The sequence below is a fragment of the Nocardia sp. NPDC050799 genome, assembly GCF_040654015.1.
In the GTDB taxonomy this organism is placed as follows: domain Bacteria; phylum Actinomycetota; class Actinomycetes; order Mycobacteriales; family Mycobacteriaceae; genus Nocardia.
The window spans coordinates 88,966-113,244 of sequence record NZ_JBFAHF010000011.1; the positions used below are offsets into that span (position 1 = coordinate 88,966).

Here is a 24,279-nt window from a genome sequence, read left to right on the forward strand (position 1 = left end):
AACTGATGGTCGGCACCCCGTGGACGTTCCAGGCGCACGGCCTGTTCGTGCTCGCGCTGCTCGCGTCGACCGGATCGGTCGCCCGCCACGGAGACGGTGTTCTGTTGTTCGATGCTGTTGTGTCGGACGCGAGGACGGGTCAGAGAGCGGGAGCGGACTCCGTGTCGATCACGGCGTCGAGTTCGCGCAGTCGTTCCATGTGTTCGTTCGCGTGGTGCTGGCAGAAGAGCAACTCGCCACCTGCGGGCAGAACGGCACGTACACGCGCAGCCGCCCCGCAGCGATCGCAGCGATCGACCGCGGTCAGTGGGGTGCTAGTCAGGGTTCCTGGCATGACTCCTCCGTCCTGGCTTCCGGCACAATACCGTTCACCTGGTGTGAGGCCCGTGGTCACTCCGCGGGCTCGCTTCCGCTACTTCCCAGCAGTGGTGTAACTACTCTGTCAGACGTTCGGGGCATCGGGATTGTTCCCACTGGGGAACCAATGTGTTTTCCCTAACACGACCAGCGGTTTTCGCCTGTGGCGAACACCGCGGGGCGGGTGTGGAAAACGTACGGCCGTTGCTCCGTACCGACTGTCGAGTTGTGTATCGGAGGTTACCCGTGCCCTGTGACACTCACACCCTTGTTCACCTCTGCACTCCCGGTGAGTGGGCAATTGCCCGCGAAGTGGGTGCGCATCGGCCCGATTCGCTGCGGACGGAGGGTTTCGTTCATCTCTCCGCGCCACCGCTGGTGCACCTGCCCGCGAATCGTCTTTTCGCAGGTCGGCGCGATCTTCTGCTACTCCGTCTGGACCCGGACCGCCTCGCGGCGCCGGTGCGCTGGGAGCCGGGGGCGCCCAGCGACGATCCGGCGTTGCGTTTCCCACATCTGTACGGTCCGCTGCCGGTCGAGGCCGTCATCGGGGTGGACAGCTACCTCCCCGGCACCGACGGACGCTTCGCGCCGCTGCCCGGCTGAGCCGCGACCGGATTCGGCTACCGATACCCGGTGGCCCCGTCGCCGAGTTCGCGCGCCAGGATGGCGGCCTGCACCCGGGACCGCACCCCCAGTTTGGTGAGGACACGTGACACATGTGTTTTCACCGTGGTCTCGCTGATGAACAGCTGCGCCGCGATCTGCGCGTTGGACAGCCCGCCGCCCAGACAGTCGAACACCTCTTTCTCCCGGCCGGTGAGCTCGGCCATACCCGGTGGCGGTTCGGGTCCCCGGCCGGACGGAGTTCCGGCGAAGGCGTCGATCACCGCGCGGGTGACCTCCGGGGCGAGCACCCCCTCGCCCGCGGCGACCGCGCGGACCGCGTCGACCAGCGCGGGTCCGGACGCCGACTTCAGGACGAACCCGGAAGCGCCCGCGCGGAGGCTGCGGAACACGTATTCGTCGAGGTCGAAGGTGGTGAGGACGAGCACCCGCGCCAGACCCTCGCCGGTCACCCGGGTGGTCGCGGTGATGCCGTCCACCCCCGGCATGCGCAAATCCATCAGCACCACATCCGGCCGCAGCGCCCGGGCCTGGGCCACCGCGACCTCGCCGTCGGCGGCCTCGCCCACCACCTCGATATCGCCGGCCGCGTCGAGGATCATGCGCAGTCCGGCGCGGATCGCGGCATGATCATCGGCGATGAGAACCCGGACCGTCACCGCGGATCCCCCGCGGTGACGGGCACCGCGGCCAGCGGGAGCCGAGCCCGCACCCACCAGGCGCCGGCCTCCGGCCCCGCCCGCAACGTACCGCCGAGGGCGGCTGCGCGTTCGCGCATATTCGACAGGCCGCGCCGGTCGGCCGGCGGCTCCGGCGCCGGAGGCGGCCCGGCGCGCAGCGGATTGCGGACCGTCAGCACCAGTGTCGTGGACTCGGCGTGCACGTCGATATCGACCTCCTGCCCAGGGGCGTGTTTCATCACATTGGTCACCGCTTCCTGGACGATGCGGTAGGCCGCCTGGTCCACCGCCCCGGCCGGTACGGTGTCGCCCAGGTCCAGCCGGACGCGTACCCGCATACCCGCCTGCCGGGCCGCGGTGACCAGCCCGGGCAGCTGGGCCAGGCGCCCGGGCGCGGTCGTCTGATCGGCGTCGTCCTCGCGGCGCAGCAGGCCGATCATCGTCCGCATCTCCCGGAGCGCTTCGACGCTGTTGGTGCGGATCGCGCCGAGCACCCCGGCCAGCCGCGGGTCGGCGGTGCCGCCGAGGCCGCCCAGTGCCGCTTCGGACTGCAGGGCAATGGCCGACAGATGCCCGGCGATCACATCATGCAGGTCCCGGGCCATGGCCTTGCGCTCATCGGCCACCGCCACCCGCCGGTCCAGTTCGGCGACGAGCGATAGGGCGCGGGCGCGGGCCCGTTCGGCATCGGCAGTCTCCTTGTGCGCGCGAACGGTCAGGCCCCACCACAGCGAGGTGCCGACGAAGGCCGCCGCCAGCACCAGCGCCAGCGACATCAGATGCCAGTCGCCGGTGATCGCCAGCACCACCCCCGCCGCGGTCACGGAGAGGGTCAGCCAGGCCACCACCGCGCCCTGCATCTGGCGTCGCGTGCCGTACACCACCGCCGCGTAGATCAGATCGGTGTACACCAGCCAGACCGGCAGTGTCGGACCGAGCGACAGATCCATCACCAGCGGTATCAGCCCCAGCACCATCGCGGTGATCGGTGCCCGGCGTCGTACCGGCAGGACCGCGCTCGCCAGCCCGAGGATCGCGATATGCGGCCACAGTGGGCCGGCCTGCGCCTCGGGCGTGAACATCATCTGGAAGCCGGCCAGGTACAGCAGCACGCCGAACAGGAACCATCCGCCCGCCACGACGACGTCCCGTGTCGTCGCCGACAACGCCGACCACCGCTGCATCCGTACATCTCAGCACACCGATCCGCGGCTCGGATCCATCGGAGTGATGAGCGGTGCCGGTACGAACTGCGGAGGCCGCCGCAGCCGGCCGTGGTCCCGGCGGAATCCCCCGGTGTCCGGGCGCGGAACCATCGAGGACGGTAATCTGCGGGGGCACCGTGTATGTCGGCCGCCCACCGCCCGGTCCGCAGGACACCGTCCACGGGCCGGGCGAGCAGAGCGGCCCGGACGGACGGGAACCGGATGACGGTCTACACCCAGCGCCTCGGCGGCACCAACTATCGCTTCGACGGACTCGTGGACGTGCTGGCCAAGGCCACACCCCGGCGCAGCGGCGACGAACTGGCCGGGTGTGCCGCGGGCATCGATGCCGAGCGAGCGGCCGCGCAATGGGTGCTCGCCGATATCCCGCTCACCGAGTTCCTCGAGCAGCCGGTGATCCCCTACGACACCGACGAGGTGACCCGGCTGATCCTGGACACACACGATCGCACCGAATTCGGTCCGGTCGCCGCGCTCACGGTCGGCGGACTCCGGGACCGGCTGCTCGCGGTCGCGGCCGGCGAGGGAACCGCCGATCCGGCCGCCACCCTGCGCGCTCTCGCGCCCGGCCTGACCCCGGAGATGGCCGCCGCGGTCAGCAAGATCATGCGCAATCAGGACCTCATCGCCGTCGCGCACGCGGCCCGCGTCGGTTCGGCGTTCCGGACCACCATCGGGGCGCCCGGCACGCTGGCCACCCGGTTACAGCCCAACCATCCCACCGACGACCGCGACGGGATCGCCGCCGCCGTCCTGGACGGCCTGCTGCTGGGCTGCGGTGACGCCGTGATCGGCGTCAACCCGGCCACCGACTCCCCGCGGGCCGCGGCGGACCTGCTCACACTGCTCGACGATATCCGCACCCGCTTCGACATTCCGGCGCAGTCGTGCGTGCTCGCCCATGTCACCACCACGATCGAGCTGATCGCGGCCGGGGCGCCGGTCGACCTGGTCTTCCAGTCCGTCGCCGGGACGGAGGCCGCCAATGCGGCGTTCGGCGTGAACCTGGCGCTGTTGCGGGAAGCGAATGACGCCGGGCGGTCGCTGCGACGCGGCACCGTCGGCGACAATGTGATGTATCTGGAGACCGGCCAGGGATCGGCGCTCTCTGCCGATGCGCACCGGGGAACGGGCGGCAGGCCGGTGGATCAGCAGACCCTCGAGGCACGCGCCTACGCCGTGGCCCGGGAGTTGCGGCCGCTGCTGGTGAACACGGTGGTCGGGTTCATCGGCCCGGAGTACCTCTACGACGGCAAACAGATCGTGCGGGCGGGTCTCGAGGATCATTTCTGCGGGAAATTGCTGGGTCTGCCGATGGGTGTGGACGTCTGCTACACCAATCACGCCGAAGCCGACCAGGACGATATGGATACGCTGCTCACCCTGCTCGGTGCCGCCGGATGCGCCTTCGTCATCGCGGTCCCCGGCGCCGACGATGTGATGCTCGGCTATCAGAGCCTGAGCTTTCACGACGCGCTCTACGCCCGCCGGGTGCTGGGACTGCGGCCCGCCCCGGAGTTCGCGCACTGGCTGGACCGGCTCGGAATGCTGGACGAGACGGGCCGGGTACTGCCGGTGGCGCCGGCCGCGTCCCCGTTGCGCGCGCTGACGGGGGGCCGATGACCACCGACCAGGAGAGGGCGTCTGCGGACTCCCAGGCGTTCTGGACCGGACTGCGGTCGTTCACCCAGGCGCGTATCGGTTTGGGCCGGGCCGGTGACGCGCTACCCACCCGGCGTGTTCTGGAATTCGCGGCGGCACACGCCGCCGCCCGCGATGCGGTGCACCTCCCGCTCGAGGTGCCGGCGCTGTGCGCGCGGCTCGCCGAACTGGACGTGGGCGCGCCGGTCCATATCCGCAGCCGGGCCCGGGACCGGGCCGAATATCTGCGCCGCCCCGACCTCGGCAGGCTGCCGGCGGTCGACCCGGGCGCGGCGGACGGTGGCCCGGCGCGGCTCGCGCACTCGGGCGCCGATATCGGCCTGGTACTCGCCGACGGATTGTCCGCCCGGGCGCTCACCACCCACGGGCCGCCCACTGTCACGGCGTTGCTGGAGGTATTGCGCCCGCACTGGTCGATCGCGCCGCCGGTGGTGGCGACGCAGGCACGGGTGGCGCTGGGTGACCATATCGGTGCCGCCCTGGGGGTGACGACCGTGCTGGTGCTGATCGGCGAACGTCCCGGCCTCTCGGTGGCCGACAGCCTCGGCGTCTACCTGACCCACCGGCCTCGGCCCGGCCGCACCGACGCCGACCGCAACTGCGTATCGAATATCCATCCGCCCGAGGGCACGGGATACCGCCGGGCCGCGGAGATCGTCGCCGCCCTGATCGCCGGGTCCCGCCGGCTCGATCGCTCCGGTGTGACGCTGAAGGACACGTCCCGGGACCCGATCCTGCCGGGGCCGTCCGGCCGGTTATCGGACGGCGAAGCGGGGTAATCGCGCAACGGCCCCTGGACACCGCGGGGAACCGGTGGTTCCACAGGTGTGCAGGGGCCGTTGTGGGTGCTGCTGCCGGGACTCAGTCCAGGTAGTCGCGCAGGACCTGCGACCGGCTGGGGTGCCGGAGCTTGCTCATGGTCTTGGATTCGATCTGCCGGATCCGCTCGCGGGTCACCCCGTAGACCTGACCGATCTCGTCCAGGGTGCGCGGCTGACCGTCGGTCAGGCCGAAGCGCAGCCGGACCACGCCCGCCTCACGTTCGGACAGCGTCTCCAGCACCGACTGCAGCTGATCCTGCAGCAGGGTGAAGCTGACCGCGTCCACCGCGACCACGGCCTCGGAGTCCTCGATGAAATCACCGAGCTGGCTGTCGCCCTCGTCGCCGATGGTCTGATCCAGCGAAATGGGCTCCCGGGCGTACTGCTGGATCTCCAGCACCTTCTCCGGGGTGATGTCCATTTCCTTGGCCAGCTCCTCCGGGGTGGGCTCGCGACCCAGGTCCTGGAGCAGCTCGCGCTGGATACGCCCGAGCTTGTTGATGACCTCCACCATGTGCACCGGGATACGGATGGTGCGGGCCTGATCGGCCATGGCGCGGGTGATCGCCTGCCGGATCCACCAGGTGGCGTAGGTGGAGAACTTGTAGCCCTTGGTGTAATCGAACTTCTCGACCGCGCGGATCAGGCCGAGGTTGCCCTCCTGGATGAGATCCAGGAACGCCATCCCGCGGCCGGTGTAGCGCTTGGCCAGCGACACCACCAGACGCAGGTTCGCCTCGAGCAGGTGGTTCTTGGCGCGGTTGCCGTCGCGGATGATCCAGTTGAAATCGCGGCGGGTGGCCACGGGAAGCTTGTCCCCGGCCTCGGTGAACTCGCGCATCTTCTCCGCCGCGTAGAGCCCGGCCTCGATCCGCTTGGCGAGTTCGACCTCCTCCTCGGCATTGAGCAGCGCGACCTTACCGATCTGCTTGAGGTAGGCCCGCACCGAATCCGCGGACGCGGTCAGCTCGGCATCCTTGCGCGCTTGGCGCAGCGCCTCGGACTCCTCCTCGTCCCAGACGAAATCGCCCGAGGCCTTGTCCGCCGCGGTGGGCTCGGAGGTGCCGTCCTCGGCTGCCTCGGTCTCGGGTTCCTCCCCGACGGCCTCGGCGACGAGTTCCTCGCCCTCGTCGGTGAGATCGTCCTCGGAGACCTCCAGGTCGCCGAGATCCGCCACATCCAGCGAATCGTCGTCGAGCTGTTCCTCGCCCGAGCCCGGGGCGCCCGCGCTCCCCGCCTTCTTGGCGGGGGCCTTCTTGGCCGCTCCCTTCTTGGCAGCGGCCTTCTTGGCCGGAGCCTTTTTGGCGGCGGCCTTCTTCGCCGGGGCCTTCTTGGCCACGGCCTTCCGGGCCGGGCGTGCCGCGGGAACTTCCGTGGCCTCGGCGTCGGCCGATTCGGCTGTCTGACGGGTATTCGTGGCTACCACGTACGCCCTTTCGTGACGGTCTCGTGCGGCGTCACGCCAGAGTAGTATTCCGGCGGAGCGGTCTGTCGGGTTTACCGGCTAAAACGCCGGTCTGGGGTCCGGCTCACCGCCGGGTGCTTCCATTGTAACGATCCGACCAGTGTGCACTGGCCCGTGGCGTGGACAACCTCAGGGGGTGATCCCGGCATCGACGGCCATGGCCGCGCCGACAATACCCGCTGTGTTCTTCAAGTTCGCCGGAACCACGCGGGTGCGGTTGGTCAGCAGTGGAATCCACTGGTCGGCGTCGCGGCTGATCCCGCCACCGGCCACGATCACCGTCGGCCAGAAAAGGTCCTCCAGGCCCCTCAGTACGGTGCTGACCCGCGCCGCCCACGCGGGATAGTCGAGGCTTTCCCTCTCCTTGACCGAGGCGGCGGCCCGGTGCTCGGTTTCCATGCCGCCGATCTCGAGGTGGCCGAGTTCGGTGTTCGGAACGAGGGAGCCGTTGTTGAGCAGCGCGGAACCGATTCCGGTACCGAATGTGAGCAGGAGTACGAGCCCGTGGATATCGCGGGCGGCGCCGTAGCGGTCTTCGGCGAGTCCCGCGGCGTCGGCATCGTTGAGCACGGTCACCTCGCGACCGCCGAGTGTCGTCGCGAAGAGGGCCCGGGCGTCGGTGCCGATCCAGGATCTGTCGACATTGGCGGCGGTGTGCGCGACACCGTCGAGCACCACACACGGCAGGGTGAGACCCACCGGTCCGTCCCAGCCCGCGGTCTCGATCAACTTGGCCACGGCTGCCGCGACCGCGTCCGGGGTGGACGGATGCGGGGTCGCGATCTTGATGCGCTCGTGCACGAGCTCCCCGGTGTCCAGATCGACCGCGGCGCCCTTGACGCCGCTACCGCCGATATCGATACCGAACGCGTGCCGTCCAACGGACATGCGGGTTCCTCGTTCCCTGTGCTGGCTGATGTCGTGGTGCGCACCGGTTTCCGGGTGGGCCGGCCGCGCGCGAGGAGATCCGGACGGCGTCGGTGGGCCACCGCGTCGCGCTGCCTCCGCCGCGGCTGCGCTCCGCCGGTGTGGTGTGCACGACAAGGGTAATGCGCGCGCCCGGACGACCTCATCGCAGGATCTGTGCTCCGATGGAAGACGTGCCGGAATCGATTTGGTCTCTCACCGCTGCCACCGACCCCGCCCCCGCCGATGCCACCGTGCTGCGCCGGATCGCGGCCCATCTGGCCGGTATCGCCGCCGCGCATGCCCGGGTCCGACGTCGCGAAGTCTTCGCCTCCGCTGCCTCCGCCGAGGCCGCGGTGCGGACCAAGAGCACCCCGACCGATCCGGTGACCGTCGTCGATACCGAGACCGAACAGCTCATCCGCGACGAACTGGCCCGGCTGCGACCCGGCGACCACATCCTCGGCGAAGAGGGCGGCGGCGATCTGGCCGCGGCGGGGGACGACGAAGTGGTGTGGGTGATCGACCCGATCGACGGCACCGTGAACTTCCTCTACGGGATCCCGGCCTATGCGGTATCGGTGGCCGCGGTGCGCGGTGGGCGGCCGGTCGCGGGGGCGGTCGCCGATGTCGCGGCGTCGACGGTCTACACCGCGGCCACCGGCCTCGGGGCGCTGCGGATCGGCCCGGACGGCCGCGATACGCCGCTGCGGTGCAATCCGGTGCGCTCCGCGCGGCTGGCCCTGGTCGCGACCGGCTTCGCCTACGGGGTCCCACGGCGGACGCGGCAGGCGGCCCGCGTCGCCGAGTTGCTGCCGCATGTGCGCGATATCCGCCGGATCGGCGCGGCCGCGCTGGATCTGTGCATGGTCGCCGAGGGACGGGTGGACGCGCACTACGAACACGGTCTGAATCCGTGGGACTGGGCGGCCGGCGCGCTGATCGCGGCCGAGGCCGGTGCGGTGCTGCGGCTGCCCCCGCTGCCGACGACCGGCGCCGCGGGGGCACTCGTGGTGGCCGCGGCGCCAGGTATCGCCGACGAGCTGTTCGCGCTGCTCGATCGCCTGGGTGTCGCCGCGCCGATCCCGGAGGCCTGACTCGCGGCCCGGCGTCCGCGGTCAGCAGCGGGCGGTCCGGGCGGCCGCGAGCATATCCGGGTCGATCGCCGGGCTCTCCCCGCTCACCGGGTTCTTCAGCGACCGCAGCACTTCTTCGGCGTCGTTGTTGGGCTGCAGGTCGCCGCCGAACAGCGAGCCGAGCACCAGGTCGACGGATTTATCGGAGCGTTTGTCCTCGACGAGTTCGGCGCACGGAACGGCCAGCTGTACCGCGGCCGCGATGGGACGGCCGTTCTCACCGAACCGGATCTGGCCGGTGCATTCCAGGTCACCGTTGGCGTATATCGGATCGTTACCGTATGGATCCCCGGGCGGACTGCCGAACCCCAGATCGCCGAGCTGGGCCGCGACATGCGCGGCCTGGCCGCGCTGTCCGTTGGCGTTCAGGACGCGAACCTGGGTACCCGCGGTCGGTGCGGGTTCCACATCCTCGAGGCGACTCGCCCCGACCCGCTGGCCGGGCAGCGGCTGCGGCGCGGCCTTGGGATCGGTGGCCGGGGTCGGCGAATTGCATGCCATCGGCGTGTGGTCGTCATCGTTGGTGGTCAGTGCCTTGATCCACAGACCTGCGCAAACAACCATGAGAACGACCACGAGGATCAGCCAGGGGCGCGGCCGTCGACGCGGGTAGGGACGGCCTTTGGCATCCGTCGGTCTGCCTTCGGTGATCAGTGAAACCACGTCGATACTGTACGTACCCCGGCCCGCGTGCCGCGCACTACCCAGGCCGCTCCGGGCGCGTTACCGGGGCCGGTCACGGCTCGCTCGGGGCGGCATATCGATTGCCCAGCGGTTTCGACACGGCCGGGTTTCGATTGCGACATTTTCCGCACCGTCCGCTATTGTCTGGCCGCCCAGACCGAAATATCCATGAGTAAATCGGCGATCGGTCGCGGGAACAAGCAGGGCAACTCATGCGTTGTCCGGACGCTATCGGAGGTGAGTCCATCGGATTCGCGCTGATAGAGGACCGGTGCGGGTGTGAAGTGCACCACCGGCGGGGCGGCGGGCGCGGTCGAGAGACGGCGTACGCCGGTCCGGATATACGGAGTAAGGACGAGGGGAAGACGACATGGCAACCGACTATGACGCACCGAGGCGTACCGAGTCCGACGATGTGTCGGAGGATTCGCTGGAGGAGCTGAAGGCTCGTCGCAACGAGGCCCAGTCCGCCGTCGTGGATGTCGACGAATCCGATACCGCGGAGTCGTTCGAGCTCCCCGGCGCGGACCTGTCCGAGGAAGTGCTGACGGTTCGGGTGATCCCGAAACAGGCCGACGAGTTCACCTGCTCGAGCTGTTTCCTGGTACATCACCGCAGCCGCCTGGCCAGTGAGGCGGGCGGTCAGATGATCTGCATGGATTGCGCGGCCTGAGCGGAGCGTGAGGTCAATCCGCGCTCGGCAGGCCGAGCGCGGCCAGGACCGCTGTGGGCCGGCGCGTGCTGACCAGCCAGTAGGGTGTCGGATCGTCCGGGTCGTCGAGAACCAGCAGGACCATGGTGCCGATCCACGGCCGGTGCTGGACATAGGCCGCGGGATCGAGCTGACGGCCCAGCGCCGCGCTCTTGGCGCTCCTGGGCACCACGGTCGCCCGGGCGACGAACGATACCGGCAGATGAGCCCGGTCCACCCGCAGTTCGGGGGTGCCCGTCGCGTCCGGGGTGACTTCGAGGCGATGTCGGCTCGTCCACAGCAGCACCCAGACGGGCACCGGGAACAACAGGACATACGGCAGCCAGGCCCGCAGGCCGGGTGCTCCCATATGGATCTCCGCGGCGAGCAGACCGGCGAGGGCGAAGCCCACCGGCCACCACCACAGCGGCACCCAGAGGCGTTCGCGGTAGGCGGTCGCTTCCGGTCGCGCGGGGCGCTCGGTTTCGGCGGGTCGAGGCTGGTCGGACACGACTCAACACTAAGCGACACCCGCGCCGGGCCTGCGCGTAGGCTGGTCGGACGTGAACGCACTCTCACCGATACCGCTGCTCCGGCTGGACCCCGGGATTCCCATGCCGACGCGCGCCCACGAAGGCGACGCGGGCGTGGATCTGTGCACCGCCGAGGACGTCGTCCTGGAGCCGGGGGAGCGGGTACTGGTCGGCACCGGTATCGCTGTCGCGCTGCCGGTGGGCACCGTGGGCCTGATCCATCCCCGCTCCGGGCTGGCGGCCAAGGCCGGACTATCCGTGGTGAACGCGCCGGGGACCATCGACGCCGGCTACCGAGGTGAGATCAAGGTATGCCTGATCAACCACGATCCGCGCACCCCCATCGAATTGCGCCGCGGTGACCGGATCGCGCAGCTACTGGTGCAGCGGGTGGAGCTGGTCGAGTTCGTGGCGGTGGACCGGCTCGACGAATCCGCCCGCGGCGCGGGCGGTTACGGATCCAGCGGGGGACACGCGAGTTTGACGCCGGGCGGGGCGGACGCCGCCGACGGCAAGGAGGCCTGACATGTTCGGACGACGGAAATCCGGCGGACGCAGATCCGGCGACGGGAACGACACCGGCGAGTACACCACGGGTGAGTACGAGACCGGCGAATACGAGGACTACGACGACGGCGGGTACCACCGCGCCGAATACGACGAGCCCTACGACGACAGCTACGACGACGGTTACGGCGGCGCTGCCTACAGCGACGCCTACGACGCCGCGATCGACGATCCCGACACCGAACCCCAGCGGCGCGGCCCCTACGACTACGACGATGTCGCCGAGGTGCTGGAGAACTTCACCGATACCCGCCTCGACCTGGGCTCGGTAATCCTGCCGGTGCCGCCTGGCGGGCAGCTGCAGGTGGAGATGACCCCGCAGGGCACCCCGCAGGCGGTCCATCTGGCCACCGAACACGGACGCATCACCGTCGCGGCCTACGCCGCGCCGAAATCCAAGGGCCAGTGGCGCACGGTCGCGGCCGACCTGGCGGAATCGCTGCGCAAGGACGGGGCCCGGGTCTCGGTGGAGAAGGGCCCGTGGGGCCGGGAACTGGTGGCCGTCACCGAGGGCGCCGATCTGCGCTTCATCGGGGTGGACGGTTACCGGTGGATGATCCGGCTGGTGGCGGCGGGACCCTCGGGTGCCACCGCGGCGGGCGGCCCGCTCGTCGTGGCGGCGCGAACAGTGCTCAGTGAAACGATCATCCGGCGGGGAACCGACGCGCTGCCGGTGCGCGAACCGCTCCCGGTGGTCTTGCCCCAGCAGCTCGCCGAACAGCTCACCGCCGCCCACCAGCAGCAACAGCAGGCCCAGCAGCCGGTTGCGACCCCGCCGCCCGCCGCCCGGCCCTCGCCGGCGCCCGCGGTGCTGCCGCCGCAGCAGCCGCAGCAGCCGCGGCGGGGCGCCGAAGGGTCGGCGATGCAGCAGCTCGGCCGTAACTGACCGACCGCGTGGTCCGGTGCCCGAGCGGATCCGGACCACGCGGCCGGGATGCGGATCCGGACCGCGCGGCCGGGACGGCGGGTGTCAGCCGAGGTTCCGCAGCGCCAGCCGCCCCACAATGCCCGGATCTGCGCCGAATTCGTCCAGCGTCACCTCGGTGAGCACCGAGCGGGGCGCCCGGCGTGCCCATTCCCGTCCCACGGCCACCGGATGCACCGGGTCGTCCGAAGCCGCGATCACCGCCAGGGGGACCCGCAGCGCGTCCAGCAGGGCGGGTTCCGGCCATTTGTACTGCGCCGCTTCTTCCAGCGCCGCGGGCAGCCCGGGCCACTGCGAACGCCACGACCGGGTGAGCGCGTCGGCCAGCCAGCCGGGGCTGCTCGCCCGCATCCTGGCGATCACCGCGTCCAAACCCTCGGCGCGCAACTGGGCCGCCGTGACCGCCGCGCTGTGCGTGGCGGGGCATTCCGCGGTATCCGGACCGGTCCACGCGGGCAGGGCCGCCACCACACCACCGACTTCGTCCGGTTCCCGGCCCGCGGCCCATTCGACGGCGACCGCGGCGCCGAGCGAGATACCCGCCGCCAGCACCGGGCCGTGGGTCGCGGCGTCGTCCAGGGCGGCGCGGTAGCTCTCGATCACCGCGGCCGGATCGGGGTGCACAGCGACGAAATCGATTCCCGCGGCGGCGGATGCGGGGCCGAACGCGCGGCGGGCGAAATGTGCGTCGGAACCGGTTCCGGGCAGGGCGACGAGAACGGCCGGACGTGGGGAATCGAACACCGGACCGAGCGTAGCGGCGGCGCCGGTACCCATCTACAGTGGCGGGTACGGCCACAGCCGGGCCGGAGTAAGGAATTCGGATGACGTGCGACCCATGTCGTCCGCGCACAGGAGAGCAGGCGATGTCTTCCGGGGCAGGAAAAAAAGCGGGCGCCAAGTCCGCGACCGGATATTTTCGCAGGCTCGGCCGTAGATTGACCGAGGATATCGATCAGCTCGACGCCGAGGACCTGGCGGAGAAGGCAGACGCATCGGGCGCCTGCCGAGTCTCCGAGTGCCGGCGCGGTGAGGAGGCGACGATGCTGGGCCGTTTGCGCAGTGTCGACTCCTGTCCGCAGTCCGCGGCTGCGAGTATGCAGGCGGAGTTCTTCGACGGTACCGATGCCATCACTCTGGTGTGGATCGGGCGCCGCCGGATTCCCGGTATCGAATCGGGACGGCGCATCATGGTGCGCGGCCGGGTGGGAGAACGCGAAGGCCGTAAGGTGATGTACAACCCCTACTACGAATTGCGCGGAAACAGCTGACGTATGCCATCGAGCGACGAGTACGCCACCAGACCGCTGCCCCGGGCCGCGACCACCCCGGACTCCGCGCCCGTCGTCCGGGCCGGTTCCGCCGACGACACTCCTGAGGAACCGGACAAGCAGACCCTGCTGGAACAGCTGGGTGGCTTCGGCGGCCTGATCTACTCGACGCTGCCGGTTCTGGTCTTCGTCCCGGTGAACACCCTGTTCGGACTGACTGTGGCGGTCTGGGCGGCACTCGGAGTGGCGGCGGCGATCCTGATCTGGCGGCTGGTGCGCCGCGAGCCGATCCAGCCCGCCGTCTCCGGCTTCGTGGGCGTGGGTATTTGCGCGCTGATCGCCTGGCGGGTCGGCGAGGCCAAGGGTTTCTTCCTGTTCGGGATCTACACCAGCCTGATCTACGGTGCCGCGTTCCTGATCTCGATACTCGTCCGGCGGCCCCTGGTCGGGGTGGTGTGGGGTGTGCTCAACGGCCACGGCGGCGACTGGCGCGGAGATCCGCGGGTGGTCCGCCTCTACGACCTGGCGACCGTGGCGTGGGTGCTCGTCTTCGGTGCCCGCTACCTGGTCCAGAACCACCTCTACGACACCGACAGCACGGGCTGGCTCGCCGCCGCGCGGATCGCGATGGGCTGGCCGCTCACCGCCGTCGCGCTGGTGGTGACGGTCTGGGCGGTGCGCCGGGCCGGGCATCTGCCCGCCGGCTCCGGACGGCATTCCGCCGGCCCGGCCTGACTCTCGCCGCGCCGCATCATCCGAAGATACGGGCCGGCATCCTCCGAAAGGGTGGATGAGGACCCACCCTTTGGTGTCTATTCCGCACGCGCTGTTCATCGGACGATCGTTGACGTAGACGATCTCCTCGAGAGGACTGGCGAATGCGAACCGAGCAGCACCCGATCACCCGCCCCGAGCGGGGATCCGAACATCCGGTGCAGTCCCAGAGCCGCCGGATCTCCGCCGAACTGGACGTCCTGGTCCCGGCGGCGGCCGGCGGTGACCGCGCCGCCGTGGCCGAGATCCTGCGACTGGTCCAGCCGCTGGTCCAGCGCTACTGCCGGACCCGTCTGGGCAACGCCGCCCATCTGCACGTCACCGCCGACGATGTGGCGCAGGAGGTGCTGATGGCCACCGTGCACGCCATCGGGCGCTACCGGGATCAGGGGAAGTCGTTCCTCGCCTTCGTGTACGGCATCGCGGCGAACAAGGTGTCCGACGCGTTCCGCGGTGCACAGATCCATCCGGCCTATCCCATGGCCGAGGTCCCCGAAGCGGTGTCCACCGCGGCGGGCCCCGAGGAGTGGGCGCTGGCCGCCGAACGCGGCGCCCTGGCCCGCGAACTGATGCAGCAGCTCAACCCCGTGCACCGGGAGGTGCTGGTGATGCGGATCGTGCTGGGCTGGAGCGCGGCCGAGACCGCGGCGGCGATCGGCACCAGCCCCGGCGTGATCCGGGTCATGCAGTACCGGGCGTTGAACAAGCTGCGTGCGCGCGCGACGCAGCCCGTCGCCGCCTGAGGCCGCGGACGTGGGCCGAGTGCTGCCGGGCGGTCAGTATTCGGCGTCCTGCGCGGGTGTCAGGCCGGTGGTGCTGCCGGTCTGCGATTCGATCCCGTGCGGTGCCAGCACCGCACGCAGTTCCTCCTCGGCGGCCGTGGAGACGACGAACAGCAGTTCGTCGTCGCCCTCGAAGGGGTCGTCGGGCTGTGGCACGATGACCCGCCCGCCGCGCAGAATGGTGACCAGCGCGGAGTCCCGCGGCAGGGTCAGATTGCGCACCGGTTTACCGGCCAGCGTCGTATCCGGTGGCAGGGTGAGTTCGACCAGATTGGCCTGCCCCTGCCGCAAGGTCATCAGGCGGACCAGATCGCCCACCGAGACCGCTTCCTCGACGAGAGAGGCCAGCAGACGCGGGGTGGAGACGGCCACATCGACACCCCAGGAGCCGTCGAAGAGCCATTCGTTGCGCGGATCGTTGACCCGCGCGACCACCCGGCGCACTCCGAATTCGGTCTTGGCCAACAGACTGTGCACCAGGTTCGCCTTGTCGTCGCCGGTCGCGGCGATGACGACCTCGTAGCCCTCCAGCCCGGCGTCTTCGAGCAGTTGCAGTTCGCAGGCGTCGGCATGGACCCAGATCGCCTCGGGGACCGCCTCGCGGTCGATATGGTCGAGCTCGCGTTCGAGCAGCATGACGTTGTGTCCCGCCCGGAGTAGTTCGCGGGCGATGGAGCGGCCGACGGCCCCGGCTCCGGCAATGGCCACTTTCATGATCAGTCCTTGCTAGCTGGAGGTTTCGCGGCCAGCGCGACGGCCTCCCCGGCCGAGCCGGAGGTGGCGGCCACGTACACGATGTCGTCGGCCTGCACGACGGTCTTGGCGTCCGGCAGGATGCCCTGCCCGAACCGGATGACGAACGCGACCCGGGCGCCGGTGGCGTCCTCCAGTTCGCTTACCGTGCGCCCGTACCACTCCTCGTGCAGGATCAGCTGGGCGACGGCGACGGTTCCGGTGGGGTCACGCCAGGTCGTGGTGCCCGCGTCGCCGATCAGTGTGTGCAGGAAACGGTCGGTCGTCCACGGCACGGTGGCAATGGTCGGGATACCGAGCCGTTCGTAGACGGCGGCACGTTTGGCGTCGTAGATACGGGCCACCACCCGGTCGATCCCGAACATCTCCCGTGCCACCCGCGCGGAGATGATGTTGGAGTTGTCACCCGAGGACACGGCCGCGAAGGCCCCGGCCCGTTCGATACCCGCCCGGCGCAGGACCTCGCGGTCGAATCCGACCCCCACGACCTGCGCACCCGGGAAATCCGGGCCCAGGCGCCGGAACGCGTCCGGATTACGGTCGATCACAGCGACTTCGTGACCTATCCGGACCAGGGCGCGGGCCAGCGACGCCCCCACCCGGCCGCATCCCATGATCACCACATACACGGTGAACCTCGCTCCTGACTCGGTCTGCCCTACGGCAAGTGAAACAGCCGTGTGGCTGCTGCGAAAACGAACCGTACTCGCTGGTTCTCGCCCCCAGCCACGTTCCCCCCGCGGGGGGCGGCCAAACCCCGCCGTCCGGTGATGCCTCGCAGCGCAGCGGAGCACGGGGGCTTATGCTCCGTCCAGTGTCGAAGTTGACGACCGCCACCAAGCGTCTGGTGTTGGGGCGGCCATTCCGTAGTGACTCCCTGGGCCACACCCTGCTGCCGAAACGAATCGCGCTGCCGGTGTTCGCCTCGGACGCGATGTCATCGGTCGCCTACGCGCCCGAGGAGATCTTCCTCGTGCTGTCGGTGTCCGGGCTGGCCGGTTACGCGTACGCCCCGTGGCTCGGCCTCGCCGTCGCGGTCGTCCTGGTCATCGTGGTCACCAGCTACCGCCAGAACGTGCACGCCTACCCGTCCGGCGGCGGTGATTTCGAGGTGGTCACCACGAATCTGGGTCCCACGGCCGGGTTGACCGTGGGCAGCGCGCTGCTGGTGGACTATGTGCTCACCGTCGCGGTCTCGATCGCGTCGGCCGCGTCCACCATCGGCTCGGCGATCCCGTTCGTGGCGACCCACAAGGTGCTCTTCGCGGTGGCTGCCATCGTGCTCATCACCGCGATGAACCTGCGCGGGGTGCGGGAGTCCGGCCGGACGTTCGCGCTGCTGTCCTACGCCTTCCTGTTCGGCATGTTCACCATGCTCGCGTGGGGACTCATCCGGATCTTCGTACTGGGTGACGAAGTGCGCGCCGAATCATCGGGTTTCGAACTCCGGGCCGAGGAGGAGCATCTGGCCGGGCTGGCCCTGATCTTCCTGCTCGCCCGCGCCTTCTCTTCCGGTTGCGCGGCGCTCACCGGTGTCGAGGCGATCAGCAACGGCGTGCCGGCCTTCCGCAAACCCAAATCGCGCAATGCCGCGACGACCCTGCTGATGCTCGGGGCGATAGCCATCGTGTTGCTGCTCGGCATGATCGTGCTCGCGCGCCAGGCGCACGTGGTGTTCGCCGAAGACCCCGAACAGCTCGTCGGCGCGCCCGAGGGATACCACCAGAAAACGTTGATCGCGCAGATCGCGCACGCGGTGTTCAGCGGTTTCACCCCGGGTTTCTACTTCGTGGCCGTAGTGACCGCGGTGATCCTGGTACTGGCCGCCAATACCGCGTTCAACGGATTCCCGGTTCTGGGTTCGGTCCTGGCCCAGGCGCGCTTCCTGCCCCGCCAGCTGCACACGCGCGGCGATCGGCTCGCCTTCAGCAACGGGATCCTGTTCCTGGCGGTCGGCGCGATCGCGTTCGTGGTGGCGTTCGACGCGGAAGTGACCCGGCTGATCCAGCTCTACATCATCGGCGTGTTCGTCTCGTTCACCCTCAGCCAGACCGGGATGCTGCGGCACTGGAGCCGGTTGCTGGGCCGGGAGACGGATCCCGTCGAACGGCGCCGGATGATGCGTTCCCGGGCCATCAACGCGCTGGGCCTGGTAGCCACCGGGGCCGTCCTGGTGATCGTGCTGGTGACGAAGTTCTTCGCCGGCGCCTGGATCGCCATCGTGACCATGGCGGTGATCTTCGTGATCATGAAGATGATCCACCACCACTACAACTCGGTGGCCAGGGAACTGGACGAACACGTGTGGGACGGGGTCCTGCCGAGCCGGACCCACTCGATCGTCCTGGTGTCGAAACTGCACCTGCCGACCCGCCGGGCACTGGCCTACGCCCGGGCCGGGCGGCCGGATACCCTCGAGGCGATCACGGTGAACGTCGACGAGGACGACACCCGGGCACTCGTGCGGGACTGGGAGAAGAGCGACAATCCGGTCCCGTTGAAGGTGATCGAATCGCCCTACCGCGAAATCACCAAACCGGTGCTCGAATATGTGAAGCGGGTGCGCAAGGACGCGCCGCGCGATGTGGTGACCGTCTTCATCCCCGAATACGTGGTCGGGCACTGGTGGGAGCAGGTCCTGCACAATCAGAGCGCGTTGCGGCTGAAGGGCCGGTTGCTGTTCGAACCGGGCGTGATGGTGACCAGCGTGCCGTGGCAGCTGAGTTCCTCGGTGCGCGCCCGTGCGGCGGGCGAACCCGCGGCACCGGGCGCGGTACGGCGCGGCTACGGCGACAATGGGTGAGGTCCGATGAGTTCCTGGCGCGATCAAGTGCTGTCGGTACGGCTCGGGCCGCCCGGGCACGGCGGATTCTGTGTGGCACGCCATGAGGGCCGGGTGATGTTCGTCCGGCACGGCCTGCCCGGGGAGCTCGTGCGGGCCCGGGTCACCGAGGACCGCGGCGGCGCGTTCTGCCGGGCCGAGGCCGTGGAGATCCTCGAGGCATCACCGGACCGGATTCCCGCCACCTGTCCGGTATCGGGTCCGGGTGGGGCGGGATGCTGCGATTTCTCCTTTGCCACCGCGGCGGCGCAGCGGGAGCTGAAGGCAGCGGTCGTGGCCGAACAGCTGCGCCGCATCACCGGTATCGAACGCGCGGTCGAGGTGGAACCCATCACCGGTTCCGGCGATCGCACCGGCGGCTGGCGCACCCGGATCCGGCTCGCGGTGAATATGGAGGGCCGGGCCGGTGTGCATCGCTATCGCAGTACCGGGGTGCTGACCGACCTCCGCTGTCCGCAACCCGTGCCCGGCGCCCTGGACGATATCGACCGGCGCCGCTGGACGCCCGGCGCGGAGCTGGTAATCGCGGTCGACGACACCGGGGCCCGGCATATCGTCGAAATCGCCCCGCCGGTGCCCGAAACCGGCCGACGCGGCGGTGATCGGTACGGCGGCGGCTCCGGCCCCGGGAGCCGGGTCGACCGGCGTGGCGGACGTGTACGCGGGCCGCGGGACGGCTCGAGCCGCGCCGGCGCGGAGCCGGAGACGCCGGGCGCGCAGCGGCGGCGCACGGCGGCCCGGCGCGCCGCCGCGCACACCGACCGCGACGAATGGGTGGTCGAGGGCAGCGGCCGGGCCGTCCAGTACGTGGCCGGCCGGCGCTGGGAGGTGTCGGCGGCCGGATTCTGGCAGGCGCACCGCGGTGCCGCGCAGTGCTATTCGGATGTCGTCGCCGCCTGGGCCGATCCGGGCGTGGGTGCGACCGCGTGGGACCTGTACAGCGGCGCGGGAGTTTTCGCGGCGCGCCTGGCCGAACAGGTCGGCCCGACCGGCGCCGTGCGGGCACTGGAATCCGCACCGGCCGCGGTCGCCGACGGGAACGCCGCCCTGGGCGATCTGCCGTGGCTGGAGCTGCGCACCGGACGGGTCGAGCAGTGGGCGGCCGGACACCATCACCCACGGCCGCGGGTGGTGGTACTCGATCCGCCGCGGGCCGGGGCCGGCAAACCCGTGGTGCACGCCGTGGCCGGCGCGGCGCCGGACCGGATCGTGCACATCGGCTGTGATCCGGCGTCGTTCGCCCGGGATCTGCGCCTCTACCTGGACGCCGGCTACGGGCTGACCGCATTGCGCGCTTTCGACGCGTTTCCGGCCACCCACCATGTGGAATGCCTTGCGCTCCTGGAGCGCTGACAAGCCCGGCCGGCGCCGCGGCGCCCTACTTCAGCTGCCAGGTGGCCCGCAGCGTCGCGGTGATCTCGGTCTCCCCGGATTCGACGGGCACCGGCGCCGGTGCGGACGCGGCGACCATCCGGATCCCGCCGGGCTCCGTGGGCTGCGCCGGCGCGGTGGTGTGCTCGGTGATCTCGAGCACGGGACCCAGCTCGCGGGCGGCGCGGCGGGCGTACTGCCGTGCCTTGTCCAGTGCGTTGTCCCAGGCGGCGTCGCGGGCGCGTTCCAGTAGCCGTTCCCGGTCGGCGAAGGTGTGCCGGAGCCCACCCAGCCGCGCGTCGTCGCCGCCCGCCGCCACGGCATGGGCCACCACGTCCGACGGCGCCGGGCGCGCGGGGTCGGCCGTGGCGGCGAGCGTGACCGTGAGCGTGCTGGTCGCGATATAGCCGATCACCCGTGCGGTGCCGTCCTGCCAGGCAGTATCCGAGCGCACCGACAGCATGCCGGTGCCGATATCGGTGCCGGGGACGCCGTCTTCGCGTAACGCGGCCGTCAGCGCCGTCACACTCCGGCCCGCCCGGTCGTAGGCCAGACCGACGGTGCTTGCGCGACATTCGACGCCGATCGAGAGCACGATCAGATCGGGAACGGCGCGGACGGTGCCGTACCCGAATACGGTCACCGTTCCCGCCTGCGGCTGGGTCATCCGGTCTCCTCGCGGCCTGTGTGCGGCGCTCGTCGGTGCGCCGCCGTCCCGGGGCCCGCGGCCGGACGCGGTTCGCGCGGTACCCGCCTCTCACCCTAGGCTGGACCGATACGCCGGACCGCGGTTCCGGCCCGGTTCGGAGTTGGGCACGTCTCGCCGCCCGGGTGGTGCAGTCGGCCGCGGCTCCTAGACTGGTCGGATCAACTGCGCTATCCGGAGGGAGCGAATCAGGTGGGAGTGCTTTCCCGGGTCGATACGCCCGAAGACGTGCGTCGGCTCTCGGCACCGCAACTGCGGGAGCTGGCGGCCGAGATCCGCGAATTCCTGGTGCACAAGGTCGCCGTCACCGGCGGGCACCTGGGACCCAACCTCGGGGTGGTGGAACTCACCCTCGCCCTGCACCGGGTATTCGATTCGCCCGCCGATCCGTTGATCTTCGACACCGGGCACCAGGCCTATGTGCACAAGATCGTGACCGGTCGCAAGGATCGCTTCGACACCCTGCGCCGCAAGGACGGGTTGTCGGGGTATCCCAGCCGCACCGAGAGCGAACACGACTGGGTGGAGTCCTCGCATGCCTCGGCGTCGTTGTCCTATGCCGACGGCCTGGCCAAGGCGTTCGCGCTCACCGGCCAGGACCGTCATGTCGTGGCGGTCGTCGGTGACGGGGCCCTCACCGGCGGTATGTGCTGGGAGGCGTTGAACAATATCGCCGCCGCCAAGGACCGCCCCGTGGTGATCGTCGTCAACGACAACGGCCGCTCCTATGCCCCCACCATCGGCGGGCTGGCCGACCGGCTCACGGCGCTGCGCACCCAGCCGGTGTACGAGCATATGCTCGACACGGGCCGCCGGTTCCTGAAAAGCATTCCGGGCGTGGGTGATTCCGCGTACTCGATGGTGCACGCGGTGAAGGCCGGGATAAAGGACGCGGTGAGCCCGCAGGAGCTGTTCAGCGATCTCGGTCTCAAATACGTCGGTCCGGTGGACGGCCACGATCTCGTCGCGCTCGAATCGGCGCTGCGGCACGCCAAAGATTTCGGCGGCCCGGTGGTGGTGCACGCGGTCACCCAGAAGGGGCACGGATACGAACCGGCCGAAAATCATGTGGCCGATCAGATGCACGCCTGCGGGCCCATCGACCCGCGGACCGGCGAATCCGTGAGCAGCGGGACCGCGGTCAGCTGGACCTCGGTGTTCTCGAAAGAGCTCATCTCCCACGCCGAACGGCGCGACGATATCGTCGCGATCACCGCCGCCATGCCGGGTCCCACCGGGCTGTCCGCGTTCGGTGAGCGTTTCCCGGATCGGCTCTTCGATGTCGGTATCGCCGAACAGCACGCGCTGGCCTCGGCGGCGGGTCTCGCGCTGGGCGGGCTGCACCCGGTCGTGGCCATCTACTCGACCTTCCTGAACCGCGCCTTCGACCAGTTGCTGATGGACGTGGCATTGCTGAAACAGCCGGTCACCCTGGTGCTGGACCGCGCCGGGATCACCGGCGCCGACGGCGCGAGCCATAACGGTATGTGGGATCTGTCGCTGCTCGGCATCGTGCCCGGTATGCGGGTGGCCGCCCCGCGCGATGCCGCGACCCTGGCCGAGGAGTTGACCGAGGCGCTGGCGGTCGGCGACGGGCCGACCGCGTTGCGGTTCCCCAAAGACAATGTGGGCGCCGAGATCCGGGCGATCGAGCGGCTCGACGGCGTGGATGTGCTGTGGCTGCCGGGCCGGGAGGGGCCGTCGGCGCAGGCCCAGCGCGGCGATGTGCTGTTCGTGGCCGTCGGCGCCCTGATACCGGCCGCGCTACAGGCCGCGGAGTTGCTGGAGGCGGAGGGGATCACCGCCACGGTCATCGACCCGCGGTGGGTGCTGCCGGTTTCCGATACCGTCGTCAAACTGGCCGAGAACTACCGCCTGGTGGTGACCCTGGAGGACAGCGGCCTGCACGGGGGGATCGGGGCGACCGTATCGGCCCGGCTGCGTGCCGCCGGTCTGGACGTGCCCGCTCGCGATATCGGCATCCCGCAGGAATTCCTGGAGCACGGCAGTATCGCCCAGGTGCGTCAGGAGCTGGGCCTGACCGCGCCCGATATCACCCGGCGCGTCACCGGCTGGCTGGACGCGCCCTAGCTGCCGCGCGGGGACGGCCGGGCCCGCGGATACCGTGCGGGCGGCCGTCAGCTCGGCGGTTGCTCGATGAGGGCGGTGGCCAGTGGCTGCGCGGCGAGTTCGCGCTGCCAGGGCCGGGCACCGTGGCTCTTCAGAAAACCGTCGACCGCCGCCGCGACCTCGCCGGCCGCTTCCGGCCCGCTGCGGTAGTCGGGTAGGCCGTCCCAGCACAGCCGCCGCACCAGATCGGGCGACAGCAAGTTTTCCACCGGTACCGCCACCCGCTCGGAGATCCGCGTCATCACCGCGCGGGCCCGGGCCAGCCGGGCCGCGGCGGCGGGATCGCGGCGTTCCCAGCGGTTCACCGGCGGCGGCCCGTCGTAGGGCTGGCTCATCCGGGGTAGGTCCTCGTCCGGCAGGGCGCGTGCGCGTTCCACCGCACCCAGCCATTCCCTGGAGTAGCGGCGCTGGCGCGGGCCGCCGAACACCGGTAACTCCCGTAGCTGCCCGATCGAGGCGGGTTCGGCCTTGGCGGCCGCGATGATGGCGGAATCCGGAAGTATCCGGGAGGGCGCGATATCGCGACCGCGCGCCAGGGTATCCCGGGTGGTCCACAGTTCCCGCACGATCGCCAGCTGGCGGGCCCGGCGCAGGGTATGGATCCCGGAGGTGCGCCGCCAGCGGTCCGGTTTCGGCGTGGCCGGTTCGAGCAGCCGGATATGTTCGAACTCCTGCGCGGCCCAATCGGTTTTACCCTGTTCGGTCAGCGCGGCGGCCACGGCCCCACGGAGTTCGATCAGCAGTTCCACATCGAGTGCGGCGTAGTTGAGCCAGGCTTCCGGAAGGGGCCGGGTCGACCAGTCCGCGGCGCCGTGCCCTTTGCGCAGCGCCCGGCCGAGCAACTGTTCGACCATGGCCGCCAGACCGACCCGGGGAAAACCGGCGAGCCGCCCGCCGAGTTCGGTATCGAACAGCACCGCCGGTCGCAGCCCCAGCTCGGCCAGACCGGGCAGGTCCTGATCGGCCGAATGCAGGATCCATTCCAGTCCGTTGATCGCCTCGGCCAGCGGGGCGAGCGCGTCGGCGACCGGTATCGGGTCGATGAGCACGGTGCCCGCCCCGGCCCGGCGTAACTGGATCAGGTACGCCCGGGACGAATACCGGAAACCCGAGGCGCGTTCGGCGTCCACCGCCAGCGGCCCGGAGCCGGCGGCGAGACGTTCGGCGGCCGCCGCCACGGCTTCGGCGGTGCGGCAGACCGGGGGAATACCCTCGGCCGGGGCCAGCAGCGGTTCCGCGGTGGGCTCGGCCGGACCGGAATCGGTGGCTTCGTCGCGTGGGCCCGGATCGGACGCCGGAGGCAGGCCGGTGCCACCATCCGGGTGGTCACCGGACAGGTGTTCAGGCTCCTCTACTACCGGCATAAAGGG

Annotated in this window: 25 protein-coding genes; 13 read left to right on the forward strand and 12 right to left on the reverse strand. The window is 70.2% G+C overall.

Annotated elements, in window-relative coordinates; all coding sequences use genetic code 11:
* Positions 1 to 139: 139 nt before the first annotated feature.
* Positions 140 to 334, reverse strand: a complete 195-nt coding sequence (locus AB0H42_RS13870) for a hypothetical protein (protein WP_030521621.1) — start codon at positions 332 to 334, stop codon at positions 140 to 142.
* A 269-nt stretch (positions 335 to 603) separates the two neighbouring features.
* Here AB0H42_RS13870 and AB0H42_RS13875 point away from each other — a divergent pair, with 269 nt between their 5' ends.
* Positions 604 to 963, forward strand: a complete 360-nt coding sequence (locus AB0H42_RS13875; RefSeq protein WP_357054778.1) for a DUF952 domain-containing protein — start codon at positions 604 to 606, stop codon at positions 961 to 963.
* Positions 964 to 980: 17 nt separating this feature from the next.
* Here AB0H42_RS13875 and AB0H42_RS13880 read toward each other — a convergent pair whose 3' ends face one another.
* Both AB0H42_RS13880 and AB0H42_RS13885 read right to left on the reverse strand, forming a co-directional pair.
* Positions 981 to 1,643: a response regulator transcription factor gene (locus AB0H42_RS13880; RefSeq protein WP_357054781.1), complete on the reverse strand. Its 663-nt coding sequence runs from the start codon at positions 1,641 to 1,643 to the stop codon at positions 981 to 983.
* Positions 1,640 to 2,848, reverse strand: a complete 1,209-nt coding sequence (locus tag AB0H42_RS13885; RefSeq protein WP_357054784.1) for a histidine kinase — start codon at positions 2,846 to 2,848, stop codon at positions 1,640 to 1,642. Before AB0H42_RS13885 ends, AB0H42_RS13880 begins: the two co-directional genes overlap by 4 nt.
* A 243-nt stretch (positions 2,849 to 3,091) precedes the next feature.
* Here AB0H42_RS13885 and AB0H42_RS13890 point away from each other — a divergent pair, with 243 nt between their 5' ends.
* Both AB0H42_RS13890 and eutC read left to right on the forward strand, forming a co-directional pair.
* On the forward strand, positions 3,092 to 4,513 hold the full coding sequence (locus tag AB0H42_RS13890) for an ethanolamine ammonia-lyase subunit EutB (RefSeq protein ID WP_357054787.1): 1,422 nt from the start codon (positions 3,092 to 3,094) through the stop codon (positions 4,511 to 4,513).
* On the forward strand, positions 4,510 to 5,331 hold the full coding sequence (gene eutC, locus AB0H42_RS13895; RefSeq protein ID WP_357054790.1) for an ethanolamine ammonia-lyase subunit EutC: 822 nt from the start codon (positions 4,510 to 4,512) through the stop codon (positions 5,329 to 5,331). Before AB0H42_RS13890 ends, eutC begins: the two co-directional genes overlap by 4 nt.
* An 82-nt stretch (positions 5,332 to 5,413) precedes the next feature.
* Here eutC and AB0H42_RS13900 read toward each other — a convergent pair whose 3' ends face one another.
* Positions 5,414 to 6,799 (reverse strand): RNA polymerase sigma factor, encoded by a 1,386-nt coding sequence (locus AB0H42_RS13900; protein WP_357054793.1) that lies wholly within the window; start codon positions 6,797 to 6,799, stop codon positions 5,414 to 5,416.
* Positions 6,800 to 6,967: 168 nt separating this feature from the next.
* Positions 6,968 to 7,726: a polyphosphate--glucose phosphotransferase gene (ppgK, locus tag AB0H42_RS13905; protein WP_357054796.1), complete on the reverse strand. Its 759-nt coding sequence runs from the start codon at positions 7,724 to 7,726 to the stop codon at positions 6,968 to 6,970.
* Between the two features lie 224 nt (positions 7,727 to 7,950).
* Here ppgK and AB0H42_RS13910 point away from each other — a divergent pair, with 224 nt between their 5' ends.
* The gene (locus AB0H42_RS13910; protein ID WP_357055105.1) at positions 7,951 to 8,841 is read left to right on the forward strand and encodes an inositol monophosphatase family protein; all 891 of its coding nucleotides are present in this window, start codon (positions 7,951 to 7,953) and stop codon (positions 8,839 to 8,841) included.
* Between the two features lie 21 nt (positions 8,842 to 8,862).
* Here the strand turns inward: AB0H42_RS13910 and cei are convergent, their stop codons facing one another.
* Positions 8,863 to 9,543, reverse strand: coding sequence for an envelope integrity protein Cei (gene cei / locus AB0H42_RS13915; RefSeq protein ID WP_357054799.1), 681 nt, complete (start codon positions 9,541 to 9,543; stop codon positions 8,863 to 8,865).
* A 391-nt stretch (positions 9,544 to 9,934) separates the two neighbouring features.
* Between cei and AB0H42_RS13920 the strand changes: the two genes are divergently transcribed.
* Positions 9,935 to 10,237, forward strand: a complete 303-nt coding sequence (locus AB0H42_RS13920) for a DUF4193 domain-containing protein (RefSeq protein ID WP_030521610.1) — start codon at positions 9,935 to 9,937, stop codon at positions 10,235 to 10,237.
* 13 nt (positions 10,238 to 10,250) lie between these two features.
* Here AB0H42_RS13920 and AB0H42_RS13925 read toward each other — a convergent pair whose 3' ends face one another.
* Positions 10,251 to 10,766 (reverse strand): DUF3093 domain-containing protein, encoded by a 516-nt coding sequence (locus tag AB0H42_RS13925; protein ID WP_357054802.1) that lies wholly within the window; start codon positions 10,764 to 10,766, stop codon positions 10,251 to 10,253.
* Between the two features lie 52 nt (positions 10,767 to 10,818).
* Here AB0H42_RS13925 and dut point away from each other — a divergent pair, with 52 nt between their 5' ends.
* Together dut and AB0H42_RS13935 are read left to right on the forward strand one after the other, a co-directional pair.
* A complete protein-coding gene (gene dut, locus AB0H42_RS13930) occupies positions 10,819 to 11,313 on the forward strand; it encodes a dUTP diphosphatase (protein ID WP_357054805.1) in 495 nt (164 codons plus the stop codon).
* A 1-nt stretch (position 11,314) separates the two neighbouring features.
* Positions 11,315 to 12,241 (forward strand): DUF3710 domain-containing protein, encoded by a 927-nt coding sequence (locus AB0H42_RS13935; protein ID WP_357054808.1) that lies wholly within the window; start codon positions 11,315 to 11,317, stop codon positions 12,239 to 12,241.
* 84 nt (positions 12,242 to 12,325) lie between these two features.
* Here the strand turns inward: AB0H42_RS13935 and AB0H42_RS13940 are convergent, their stop codons facing one another.
* Positions 12,326 to 13,024, reverse strand: a complete 699-nt coding sequence (locus AB0H42_RS13940; RefSeq protein ID WP_357054811.1) for an alpha/beta hydrolase — start codon at positions 13,022 to 13,024, stop codon at positions 12,326 to 12,328.
* A 122-nt stretch (positions 13,025 to 13,146) separates the two neighbouring features.
* On the opposite strand from AB0H42_RS13940, the gene AB0H42_RS13945 reads away from it, so the two are divergent.
* The 3 genes from AB0H42_RS13945 to shbA all read left to right on the forward strand — a co-directional run bounded on the left by AB0H42_RS13945 (position 13,147) and on the right by shbA (position 15,068).
* Complete coding sequence (locus AB0H42_RS13945) at positions 13,147 to 13,551, forward strand: OB-fold nucleic acid binding domain-containing protein (RefSeq protein ID WP_357054814.1); 405 nt, start codon at positions 13,147 to 13,149, stop codon at positions 13,549 to 13,551.
* Positions 13,552 to 13,554: 3 nt separating this feature from the next.
* Complete coding sequence (locus AB0H42_RS13950) at positions 13,555 to 14,286, forward strand: DUF3159 domain-containing protein (RefSeq protein WP_357054817.1); 732 nt, start codon at positions 13,555 to 13,557, stop codon at positions 14,284 to 14,286.
* Positions 14,287 to 14,429: 143 nt separating this feature from the next.
* Complete coding sequence (shbA, locus tag AB0H42_RS13955; RefSeq protein WP_357054820.1) at positions 14,430 to 15,068, forward strand: RNA polymerase sigma factor ShbA; 639 nt, start codon at positions 14,430 to 14,432, stop codon at positions 15,066 to 15,068.
* Between the two features lie 33 nt (positions 15,069 to 15,101).
* On the opposite strand, the gene AB0H42_RS13960 is transcribed toward shbA, so the two are convergent.
* Both AB0H42_RS13960 and AB0H42_RS13965 read right to left on the reverse strand, forming a co-directional pair.
* The gene (locus AB0H42_RS13960) at positions 15,102 to 15,821 is read right to left on the reverse strand and encodes a TrkA family potassium uptake protein (protein ID WP_357054823.1); all 720 of its coding nucleotides are present in this window, start codon (positions 15,819 to 15,821) and stop codon (positions 15,102 to 15,104) included.
* Positions 15,822 to 15,823: 2 nt separating this feature from the next.
* Positions 15,824 to 16,489: a TrkA family potassium uptake protein gene (locus tag AB0H42_RS13965; protein ID WP_357054826.1), complete on the reverse strand. Its 666-nt coding sequence runs from the start codon at positions 16,487 to 16,489 to the stop codon at positions 15,824 to 15,826.
* Positions 16,490 to 16,674: 185 nt separating this feature from the next.
* Here AB0H42_RS13965 and AB0H42_RS13970 point away from each other — a divergent pair, with 185 nt between their 5' ends.
* Complete coding sequence (locus tag AB0H42_RS13970; RefSeq protein WP_357054829.1) at positions 16,675 to 18,663, forward strand: APC family permease; 1,989 nt, start codon at positions 16,675 to 16,677, stop codon at positions 18,661 to 18,663.
* Between the two features lie 6 nt (positions 18,664 to 18,669).
* On the forward strand, positions 18,670 to 20,055 hold the full coding sequence (locus tag AB0H42_RS13975) for a TRAM domain-containing protein (RefSeq protein ID WP_357054832.1): 1,386 nt from the start codon (positions 18,670 to 18,672) through the stop codon (positions 20,053 to 20,055).
* A gap of 25 nt (positions 20,056 to 20,080) precedes the next feature.
* Here AB0H42_RS13975 and AB0H42_RS13980 read toward each other — a convergent pair whose 3' ends face one another.
* Complete coding sequence (locus AB0H42_RS13980; protein WP_357054835.1) at positions 20,081 to 20,740, reverse strand: SIMPL domain-containing protein; 660 nt, start codon at positions 20,738 to 20,740, stop codon at positions 20,081 to 20,083.
* A 231-nt stretch (positions 20,741 to 20,971) separates the two neighbouring features.
* On the opposite strand from AB0H42_RS13980, the gene dxs reads away from it, so the two are divergent.
* The gene (gene dxs, locus AB0H42_RS13985; RefSeq protein ID WP_357054839.1) at positions 20,972 to 22,870 is read left to right on the forward strand and encodes a 1-deoxy-D-xylulose-5-phosphate synthase; all 1,899 of its coding nucleotides are present in this window, start codon (positions 20,972 to 20,974) and stop codon (positions 22,868 to 22,870) included.
* Positions 22,871 to 22,917: 47 nt separating this feature from the next.
* Here dxs and AB0H42_RS13990 read toward each other — a convergent pair whose 3' ends face one another.
* Positions 22,918 to 24,273, reverse strand: a complete 1,356-nt coding sequence (locus tag AB0H42_RS13990; protein WP_357054842.1) for a ribonuclease D — start codon at positions 24,271 to 24,273, stop codon at positions 22,918 to 22,920.
* Positions 24,274 to 24,279 lie beyond the last annotated feature (6 nt).